Below are 11154 nucleotides of genomic sequence, written 5' to 3' on the forward strand. Positions count from 1 at the left end.
GCCGCTTTGCTTTATTATCGCTAAGCGCGAGTCGAATTACATTAAGTGCAATAAAAACAACATGCAGTAACAGGAGTATATGAATGGCAACAGCGCAGTGGAACAAACTTCCCTGGGTCAAATCACAAAAGGATAAAATCCATTGGGGCCAGCTGGTCGGTAGCAGTATGTCCATTGCCATCAGTGAAGGCGTCAGACAACATGATGCACTGGTTGTGGTGGTAACACCTGATACGCCAAGCGCATTGCGCCTTGAGACTGAATTGGGTTACTTACTGGGTGAAGACAAAGTTCATGTTTTCCCCGACTGGGAAACCTTACCCTATGATCACTTTTCACCTCATCAGGATATCATTTCGCAGCGCCTTGCCAGCCTGAATTCCCTGCGTCATCAGCATCAGGGCGTATTATTACTGCCTGTGTCCACGTTAATGTTGCGTACTGCACCTCCTGAATTTATTTATGGCAATGCCTTACAGTTTAAGGTCGGCGACTCACTGGATGCACAAAAGCTCAAAGAAACGCTGGCTCAGGCCGGATACCGTAACGTACAGCAAGTAATGGAGCACGGCGAATTTGCTGTCAGAGGCTCTATTATCGACCTGTTCCCAATGGGCAGCACCACACCATTCCGGCTCGACTTTTTCGATGATGAACTGGACAGCATTCGACTCTTTGATATTGAGACGCAGCGCTCCAGCGAACAAATAAAGTCCATCGATTTATTACCCGCTCACGAATTCCCAACCAACGACGAAGACATTGAGCGTTTTCGCATTGCGTATCGGGAAACCTTTGGTGCGAGCAGCGAACAAGACTCCATTTATATGCAGGTAACCCGGGGCAACTGGCCTGCCGGTATTGAGTATTACCTACCGCTATTTTACGAAGAAATTGCGACCATTTTTGATTACTTGCCAGAACAAGCCGTGTTTATGCACCTGGGTGACATAGAACAGGCAGCCTCCGAGTTTTGGTTAGACGTCAACAATCGCTATGAGAACCGACGGGTTGATCCATTGCGCCCCCTGCTGGAACCAGTGCGCCTTTATCAGAACGTCGAAACTCTGTTTGAAGGGTTTTCGCGTTACCCCAGAATTCGTCTGAGTGAAGCAAGCCTGGGCACCAAAGCCGGGCATACCAATCTCAGCGCCCACCTGGTGACTGATGTCCGTGTTGACCACAAACAGACTGATCCCTACAAGCCACTGCTGGATTACATTACCGTACAGAAAAAGAATAAAGGCCGGGTGTTATTCAGTGTAGAATCGGATGGTCGCCGTGAATCTCTAATGACCTTACTCAAGCCAAGTGGCCTGAAGCTCAAAGAGTTCGATAATTTTGCTGATTTCGCCAGTGCGCGCAACGATGTAGGTCTGATTGTCAGTCCGCTCGAGCGCTCTGTCATGCTCGACGGAAACAAGCCCTTAAGTATTCTGACTGAGCAAGAATTGCTGGGTATTAAAGTTTCACAGCGCCGCCGTCGTAAACACAAATACGATCAAGGCCAGGATGCACTTATACGCAACCTGGCAGAACTCAAAGAAGGCCAGCCTATTGTCCACCTGGACCATGGTGTCGGTCGATACCTTGGCCTGCAAACCATTGATGCCGCCGGTGTTGCCACAGAGTTTGTGACCATCATCTATGCCAATGAGGCCAAGCTCTATGTGCCCGTATCTGCACTACACATGCTAAGCCGATACTCCGGCGGAGAAGAAGCCTCTGCCCCGCTGCATAAACTCGGCTCAGACGTCTGGGAAAAAGCCAAACGCCGCGCCGCGGAAAAAGTCCGTGATGTTGCCGCAGAGCTGTTAGACATCTACGCTAAACGTCAAAGCAAACCGGGACATTTATTCAAACTCGACGGCCAGGCCTATCGTGAATTCAGCGATACCTTCCCGTTTGAAGAGACTGACGATCAACGTAACGCCATTGACGCCGTACTGGGTGATATGCAAACGCCACTGGCAATGGACCGACTGGTGTGTGGTGACGTTGGTTTTGGTAAAACGGAAGTGGCCATGCGAGCAGCCTTTGTTGCGATAAATGACAACAAACAAGTTGCCGTGCTGGTGCCCACCACCTTGCTGGCGCAACAACACTATGAGAACTTCCGCGACCGCTTTGCCTCCTTGCCCATTGAGGTTGGTGTATTATCCCGCTTTAACAGCACGAAAGAGCAAAAAGACACCCTCGACAAGCTTGAAAACGGCCAGCTTGATATTGTGATCGGCACCCACAAACTGCTGCAACAGAGCATCAAGTATAAAGACCTGGGCTTATTGATTGTCGACGAAGAGCACCGCTTCGGGGTAAGGCAAAAAGAGAAGATCAAACAGCTGCGCGCCGACGTAGACATACTCACGCTCACAGCAACACCCATTCCACGAACCCTGAATATGGCCATGAGTGGCATGCGTGACCTGTCAATCATTGCAACACCACCCGCAAAACGCCTGGCAGTGAAGACCTTTGTGCAGGAGCGCAACGATGAAGTGATCCGCGAAGCCATCCTGAGGGAAATTAAACGCGGTGGTCAGGTGTACTTCTTACACAATAATGTCGAAACCATAGATAAAACGGCAGCCGACATTGCCGCACTGGTGCCTGAGGCCAGCATTGCCATTGCGCATGGTCAGATGCGCGAAAAAGAACTCGAACAGCTGATGAGTGACTTTTATCATCAAAAGCACAATGTGCTGGTATGTACCACCATCATAGAAACCGGCATCGATATCCCGTCTGCCAATACCATCATCATGGACCGCGCAGACAAACTGGGCCTGGCACAGATGCACCAGTTACGTGGCCGGGTCGGGCGTAGCCACCATCAGGCTTATGCCTACCTGCTGACCCGCAACAGCCAGACACTGACCAAAGATGCCGTAAAACGACTTCAAGCCATTGAATCACTTGAAGACCTTGGCGCCGGCTTTGCCTTAGCGACACACGATTTGGAGATCCGTGGCGCGGGTGAACTACTGGGTGATGAGCAGAGCGGTCAGATCCAAACCGTCGGCTTTACCCTTTACATGGAAATGCTTGAGCAGGCTGTACAAGCACTAAAAGACGGAAAAGAGCCGACCCTGGAAAATCTGCTACAACAGCAAAGCGATGTGGACCTGAAAATTCCAGCATTGCTGCCCGATGACTATATCCATGATGTGAACATGCGCCTGAGCATGTACAAGCGTATTGCCAGCGCCAATGATGAAGACACGCAGGACGAGCTAAAGGTCGAACTGATTGACCGCTTTGGATTACTGCCGGATGCCGCGAAAAACCTCTTTAGCATTCAACGTTTGAAATCAAAAGCGGCTAAACTGGGGATCACCAAAGTGGAAGCCAACCAAAAAGGCGGCTACTTTGAGTTCAGTGCCAGTACCACGGTTAACCCGACATTCATCATTGCTCTGATACAAAGCAACCCGACTGTGTACCGCATGGAAGGTGCCAGCAAATTGCGCTTTAATATCGAAGAGAAAAATGGTCAGGAACGTTTAAAACTGGTAAATGCAATGATTGACGACTTTCAGAAAAAGGCGGTGGCATGATAAGGACAGCTCTTTCCCTGACATTACTAAGCGCTGCGCTGCTGGCCTCAGCTTCGGCCAGCGCAAAACGCTGGTATGAAGTTGAGCTGATCGCCTTTGCTCAGCAGGATAACGAGCAACTGCAAGAGGATTTTACGATTGAAAATCCCGAGCTGGATTTAAACCGAACACTTGACCTGCTCACTAAAGGCTACAACAGTGCCGGCCAGCAGGCTTGTCTCAATGGTGACAGTCGTTTTGATCCGCGCCCGGTTACCAGTCGCTTTGTGCAGCAGGATGCCTCCTGGCACTGCGCCGATGGCGTAGACTATATGGCGCAGTATCAACAGCTGCCGCTTACGCCCCACGCAGAGCCGCAGGACCATAAACAAAGCATCTACTTGCTCAACCAAGAGCAGCTTAAGTTTGACAGCGTGCTCAATAAGTTAAAAAAGAAAGGGCTTGAACCAATTCTGCACACCGGCTGGCGCTTTCCCGACCAAAGTAAAAAGCGTGCCCCTAACATACTCGTTTATGGCGGACAAAAGTTCGAGCAACCCGCCAGCTATGTGGCCCGTTTAGGTGCCCCGGACGATGGCTTTATCAGCCTGCTCGGCGAACCCAAACAAGTTGCGCAAAAGGAACAAGATCCGACCCTGTGGCAGCTACAGGGTTGGATGAAAATCCACATACGGCATTATTTATATGTTACCAGTAACTTTGACTATCATTACAAAAGTGATGAAGGCGACCTGCAAAGCGCCAGAATGTCTCAGTTTACCCGGGTATATAGCGGCGACATCCATTATTTAGATCATCCCAAAATGGGGATCATCTTCCAAATCAGAAAATACAGACACTGACGGAAACTACTATGAAAAAAATTTTAACCCTGACTCTGCTCCTCGGCCTGGCCGCCTGCTCTAAAGTAAGCATGGAAAACTACGATAAAATCGAAGTGGGTATGGACAAAACTGAGCTGGAACAAATTCTGGGCTCTGCAGATCAGTGCGAAGAAAAAACCCTGCACACCAACTGCACCTGGGGCAACGATAGCAAACACATTAAAGTGACTTTAGTTTCGGATAAAGTCACACTTTATAGCAAAAAGGGGCTGGAATAGTACTCGCAGGCAAACAGGTTTCTTTACCTGTTTGCCTCTTCTGTTAGCATTTTTTCGCAGCTCGCCTCTTCTCCTTTGCTTTACCCAACTAAACCCCCTAATTATTTGTGCACAACCATTCCCCTTTAAATTGAGTGTTTGTTGTCCACAAAGGGTTGACAATAGGTACACAGACATGCTCTGATACATCAAGATTCGAATTGCATACAATATACTTAAGGAGAAAGCATGAACCATTTAAATCTTAAAACGAAGAAGCTCAAAAATTTGACCAGCAACGAAACGCTTGCCAAACAAGCAACACGATTTATCGCAGGCGGCAGTTCACATACTAATGTGTGCATTAACTCTGTACAACAATGCAGAACCGGTGGCACCGATGGTATGCCTGGTTAATAACTATAAACAAGAGCGCTCTCTTGCGCTCTTTCCAATCCTGCATAAATATACAATATAAAAAATAACAGACTAACGATTTATATACCCTTAAAAATATATAATACATGTGCACCACTCATAAGGGCCCCTACGCAGACCTGGTTGATTCGCTTGTTGATTAAGGATGAAAAAAGCTGGACTCAAGCCTAAACCGACAGCTACCGATAATACACGGTAACTGCCGGCCAATGTCTGCACCCATTTGTTCTAAGCAGCAGAGCGATATAGTTTAGTGGAGAAAATCAATAGGCTTTACTGTGTGTTTTGTAAAATAGCGAATAAAACACTGGTAAAAAAACCATAGTTAAAATTGTGCCAAATGAAAGACCGGCCATAATTGATACTGCTAGCCCCTGCCAAAACAGATCAGGGATTAATGGAATTACCCCTAAAACTGTGGTCGCTGCTGCTAAAAATACCGGCCTTACTCTTGACACTGCTGCATCGATAACCGCTTGATGCGGTGTTTTGCCTTGCTCCTTTTCTAAATTGATTTGGTCAATCAACACGATTGCATTTTTGCTAATCATACCAATAAGGCTCATGACACCCAGGATAGCAACAAACCCAAAAGCAGCACCTGTTAGCTGTAACCCAGCAGATACCCCTATCATCACAAAGGGAAGCAATAGCATGATTATCAACATTGGCCTGATCGCATTAAACAAACCGACCAGAATAAGTAAAATCACGCCAAACATAGGCAGCATTCCGGGCTTAAGATCTTCGTTAGAATCAGTTGTACTCTTATGCTCCCCAAACCAATGTAACTTATATCCTTCTGGTAACTTTATCTGCTCGAATTTTTCTAGCACAGATTGCCTCAATACAGCGGGTGTCATGCCTTCTATTGGAGAAGCCTGAACGGTAATAGCTCTATGTCGGTTATATCGCCAAATTACCGAATTCTCCCACTCCACCCTAATGCCATCGACGACCTGATCCAATGGCACTGCGGAGCCGGGTATAGAAGATTCAATCTGAAGCAGGTCTAAGTTTTTGTTGTGCCGATTGTTCATATTTTCACGTACGATTATAGGTAGCTGTGTGTCTGCGCGCCGATACGTACCAACTGTATTGCCATCATAAAACCGCTTAGTAGTGCTCGCTAAATCGGTACGGGCTATTCCCGAGGTCCGTCCCTTGATTTGACTATATTCAGGCACAACTTTGAGTGTCTGCTGCCTCCAGTCTGTTGATATGTGTTTTGCTAATGAAGAATCACGTAATATTGCCGCTCCCTGCTCCGCCAACTCCCTAAGTACTGCCGGGTCAGCATCAGCAGGCCCTATAAATCTGGCTTCAAACGTCCAGGTAATTGCCGGACCTACTGTATACCGCCTGACCCGAGTCATTGCATCAGGTACATTGTCTGCGAGCCAATCGCGTAATTCGCTGGTAACGGTTTCAGAGTCTTCATAATTATGGACATTGACTATCAGTTGTCCAAACGCTGAGTTAGGGTTTTCCGGTGATACGGGCAGGTAAAACCTGGGGGCGCCTTCACCGACAAAACTCGAAACTGTTTTAATTCGTCTATCCTGCAAGAGGTATTGTTCGATCTTTACTATTTCATCTGCTGTTGCCTGCAGGCGGCTACCCTGAGGCCCCCAAACATCAACCATAAACTTTGTCATTGCCGAATTGGGGAAAAAGATCTGTTTGACATTGCCAAATGTTCCAAGTGCCACCGTTAACAATAAAATTAAACAACTTACTGCGAGCAGACGTCTTCTTAAAGCCAGTTTAAGAAATGAGCGGAAGGATGACAGTAACTTGCCTTCCTGTTCTTGTTCATTAGTCTGGACATCCAAAAATAGCATACATTGCAAGGGCGTTAGCGTAAGTGAAACGAACCAGCTTACCATTAAAGAAATTGCCACGACGATAAAGAGCGTTCTACAGTATTCACCCGTATCTAATTCTGATGCAAATATGGGATAAAATGCCATAATGGCAATTATCGTTGCCCCTAATAGAGGCATAGACGGTGCCTGCGCAGACTTCAGGGCCGCTTGCGTTTTACTTACGCCTTTTTGCAGCTTTACTACATAGCCCTCTGCAACAACAATTGCATTGTCTACCATCATGCCTAGCGCAATAATCAGGGCGCCTAAAGACATACGGTGTAAGTCGATACCAAATATAGCGAGAAAGAAGAAAGTGCCCAAAATGGTCAGTACCAGTGCTGAGCCGATAACGACTCCCATTTTCCAGCCCATCGCAAGTGCTAGTACAACGAGTACAATTAACACTGCCTGGCCAAAGTTAACCAAAAAAGAATGCACTGATTCGTCTACAACTTGTGGCTGCCAATGGATTTTTTCTATTTCCAGCCCGACAGGAAACTGCGCTGCCATCAGGTCTATCTTTTCAGCCACCAGTTTACCCACCTCAACAACGTTAGTCCCTTCAAGCGGTGCAATAGACAAAACAATCGCTGGGCGGCCATTTAAGCGCATTATTCTTTCAGCAGGTTCAATATACCCTTCTCTGATCGTACCTATGTCACTGATACGAATGAATTCATTGACTTTCGTCCGCGACTTTATATGTACCAACAAATCTCCAATGTCCTGCGGTGAAGTAAAGTTCCCACTCGGATGAATATTGAGCCGAAATCGTCCCGATTCAATATGCCCCGCGTCTACGACCAAATTTTGATTCTTCAAAAGCCCTGTCACTTCTGCGGATGACAAGCCCAAGTTTGACAGCTTACCTTCAGATACATCGAGATAAACAGCAGGTTGTTGATTTCCCCACACCCCGACTTTCGCGACCCCTTTAACCAAGCTAACTTCTTTTTTTAGCTTTTTGACATATTCATCCATCTCCCGATAGCTGTAACCATCGCCGATCACACCGACTAACATGCCATATACGTCGCCAAACTCGTCTATCACTTTTGAAGGCGCTGCACCTGTTGGCAAAGCACTCTGAACATCTCCGACCTTACGACGCAATTTATCCCACACTTGCGGCAAACGGTCAGACCAGTATTCTCCTTTTATCTCGACGGTAACCAAAGACAGGCCAGGAGTCGAACGTGAATGCAGAGACTTCAGCTCCGGCATTTCCTGAATTGCATTTTCTATTTTGTCAGTGACCTCTAGTTCAACTTGCTCTGCACTTGCTCCTGGATATGGGGTCATAACTAGCGCTGTCTTCACTGTAAAAACAGGGTCTTCTAATTGCCCTAGTTTAAAAAATGACAATGCCCCGGCGATTGCCAGTAAAGCAACTGAAAACCAGGTAATGACTTGGTGCCGAACAGAAAATTCAGTAAGATTCATCATCTGACTCCGTGCTCATTGAGTAAACGTACTTTCTGACCTTCAGTTAAAAAGTGTATGCCAGCAGTCGCGATCCGGTCGCCGCGCGCCAATCCACTTGTTATAACTAAGCCCTGATTGCCGATACCTCCGGTTTCTACAGCTACTCTATTCACCTGCTGTAACTCTTGGTTGTAGCGCCACACATAGGTGGTTTTGTTATCTGCTGAGCTAAACACTGAACTCACAGGTATCATGACTTGATTTTCCTGGCCGGGTAAATCGACATCAGCCATCGCGACGCCTGACATGCCAGGTAATATATCAATGCCAGGAGGTGGATCCATGATTAATCTAACATTGTATGTTCTGGTTGTTTGAGACGCTTCGCTACTAACCTCTTTAATGCGTGCCGGGATTTCAATGTCCGGAAAAGCATCAAACACGACTCTTGGTTTTTTTACATATGGCAAGTTCGAAATCTGGTTTTCCGAAATGCTGATATCCATCTCTATCTTTGATATATCAACCAATCGGAAAATTGGACTATTGGCATTGATATCCTGGTAATTTTCCACATAGCGTTGAACCACTACACCATCGAATGGTGCTTTTAGCGTTGCGTAGCTAAGCCTGTCCTCCGCAGCATTTAATTGGGCCATCGCAGCGGCATAACTTGCCTTCGCACTATTGTAGGCTGTGTGACGAAGGTCAACGGTCGATTGACTCACAGCGCCAGGTTTTCTTTGCTGAATACGAGTAACTCGATCATATTCTATTTTGGCATTTTTAAGCTGGGCATCTGCCCTTGCTAACGCCGCCTTCGTATTATCTACCGCAACTTCAAAATCTCGTTTATCTAATTCAGCCAATGTATCCCCGATCCGCACCTCCTGACCGATTCTTATTGGCATATTTTGTAATGTACCGGAGACCCTAAAAGACAGCTCAACTTCCTGAGTAGCTTTGGCAACTCCTGGCAGTTGCTCCGCAGCTAGTTGCTCCCCAGAACCAACCTGCATGACCTTAATTGGCCTGATAGTCTCTATCGGCAGACGCTCAATAGGTTGGCATCCTACGAGACCAATCGACATGATAAGCGCAAGTAACAGGCTGTTTTTATTTCGTTGAGTTGACATCATGAGCCTCCGATGGTTTCTGATACATTGAAGTACTAACAAATTGCATTAATTGACCTATGTTGTTTTCCACAATTGCGACTGTGATCTCTAAAGGAATATGGTTTGAGGGATCACTTATTGAAGGAGCTAAAATTCAGAGCGCCAATATTAGACTTGATGAATTAACATCTATATCCTAATAACAACAAACTCATCCCAATACCGACACTTGGAGTATTTTGTGAACAAAGCATATGTGCCAAAAGAGTACACAACGCAGAGCGCATTTGACGCCTCTACTCAACTAAGAAGTCATTTTGGTTTTCATCACCTGAATACAGAAAAATCTGCATTCAATTATTTAGACAGGGTCTATCAATTTGGGGATTTTCAACTGATTGAAATCAGTATCACGGGTTCCACCGAAGTAAAGCACTATAAAAACCCTGACAACTATGAATTCGATTTTCCAATGGAAGGTTATTTTCTAATCGCGTCCAAAGAACAGACAACAAAAGTGACAAATCAAGGTGTGTTCATCACTTCTCCAGGCATAAAACCCCACTTTACTTTACCTGAGGGCATAACTGCCCTGGTGTTGCAGATCCGTGCTGACCATTTAGAATCAGCACTTAGCAAGATGGTAGGTTTTAAAACTGAAAAAGGGTTGTGTTTTCCCGTCTCTATTGAAAACCGGGCTGCTGTAGAGTGTGTTAAAACAGCATTAGGCGGAATAATACAAAGTTTGCAAACGATAAAAAGCGCCGATTTACGAGCTCAATACGCCAAAGACGCAGATCAGTATCTTAAAACACTACTTCTGACGGTGCTAGATAACAGCGCACAAGCATTAATCAACACTTCTAATCACCCGCCTTTACCTAAAGTTTTAAAATGTGCTGATACCTATATGCATGAAAATATACACAAAAAGATTACCATGGCAGACCTAATACAGGTAACACGAGTCAGTTCAAGAAGTCTGACCTACAGCTTCAAGAAACATACTCAAAAGACACCAATGAGTTACTTGCTTGATCTCAGGCTCATGCGGCTAAGAAAAGCATTATTAACGGCTAAATCTGATACAAAAATACTGGATCTCTCAATGTCTGTTGGGTTGACCCATTTGGGCAGAATGTCACTTGCGTATAAAAACCGCTTTGGTGAGCTCCCTTCGGAAACACTCAAGCAGTTTGAGAAGTAGTTAAATATAAACTTAATAGCGCACTACCTAAGAAGCATGTAGGTTTTTCTAAAAAGCCAGCTATTTTCGATTATATTCACAAATACGATTTCGACCTAGTTTTTTTGCTTGATATAGTGCATTGTCTGCTTGGTTAAATAGTTCGGTTAGACTTTGCCGCTTATCACTTAACATTGTCACACCGAAACTCGCACTACAATTAATACAAATACCCTTATCACATATCTGCTCATCTTTAATTTCCCTTCTTAGCTTTTCTAATTCTCTCTTCGCATCCTTCATATCTAGCCCAGGAAGTATTAATGAAAATTCCTCTCCTCCATAACGAGAGACAATATCATTACCCCGTAAGCCACTGTGTAACTCCACCCAACCTAGTACAGCTCATTAGTAGAATTATGCAGCCTCAAGGTAGCCAACTGGGGTCATGTCTTCCAGTGCATCGTGAGGCCTTTCA

At 45.8% G+C, this 11154-nt stretch carries 7 protein-coding genes; 5 read left to right on the top strand and 2 right to left on the bottom strand.

Translation table 11 applies throughout. From position 1 onward, the window contains the following. The first annotated feature begins 83 nt into the window (after nt 1-83). The 4 genes from mfd (at nt 84) to MHN31_RS08935 (ending at nt 5055) form a co-directional block, all read left to right on the top strand. Nucleotides 84-3557: a transcription-repair coupling factor gene (mfd, locus tag MHN31_RS08920; RefSeq protein ID WP_239444095.1), complete on the top strand. Its 3474-nt coding sequence runs from the start codon at nt 84-86 to the stop codon at nt 3555-3557. Beyond that, the gene (locus MHN31_RS08925; RefSeq protein WP_125559641.1) at nt 3554-4399 is read left to right on the top strand and encodes a CsiV family protein; all 846 of its coding nucleotides are present in this window, start codon (nt 3554-3556) and stop codon (nt 4397-4399) included. The genes mfd and MHN31_RS08925 overlap by 4 nt, the downstream gene beginning before the upstream one ends. Before the next feature lie 11 nt (nt 4400-4410). After that, nucleotides 4411-4659, top strand: coding sequence for a hypothetical protein (locus MHN31_RS08930; RefSeq protein ID WP_010384588.1), 249 nt, complete (start codon nt 4411-4413; stop codon nt 4657-4659). 228 nt (nt 4660-4887) lie between these two features. Next, nucleotides 4888-5055 carry a hypothetical protein gene (locus MHN31_RS08935; RefSeq protein ID WP_164517513.1) on the top strand — a complete coding sequence of 56 codons (168 nt, stop codon included), beginning with the start codon at nt 4888-4890 and terminating at the stop codon, nt 5053-5055. Nucleotides 5056-5339: 284 nt separating this feature from the next. Here the strand turns inward: MHN31_RS08935 and MHN31_RS08940 are convergent, their stop codons facing one another. Beyond that, on the bottom strand, nt 5340-8393 hold the full coding sequence (locus MHN31_RS08940; RefSeq protein WP_239444096.1) for an efflux RND transporter permease subunit: 3054 nt from the start codon (nt 8391-8393) through the stop codon (nt 5340-5342). Further along, nucleotides 8390-9508: an efflux RND transporter periplasmic adaptor subunit gene (locus tag MHN31_RS08945; RefSeq protein ID WP_239444097.1), complete on the bottom strand. Its 1119-nt coding sequence runs from the start codon at nt 9506-9508 to the stop codon at nt 8390-8392. The genes MHN31_RS08940 and MHN31_RS08945 overlap by 4 nt, the downstream gene beginning before the upstream one ends. 223 nt (nt 9509-9731) lie before the next feature. On the opposite strand from MHN31_RS08945, the gene MHN31_RS08950 reads away from it, so the two are divergent. Further along, nucleotides 9732-10697 (top strand): AraC family transcriptional regulator, encoded by a 966-nt coding sequence (locus tag MHN31_RS08950; RefSeq protein WP_239444098.1) that lies wholly within the window; start codon nt 9732-9734, stop codon nt 10695-10697. Nucleotides 10698-11154: the final 457 nt, after the last annotated feature.

It is taken from the genome of Pseudoalteromonas sp. McH1-42, assembly GCF_022347845.1.
Classification (GTDB): domain Bacteria; phylum Pseudomonadota; class Gammaproteobacteria; order Enterobacterales; family Alteromonadaceae; genus Pseudoalteromonas; species Pseudoalteromonas rubra_D.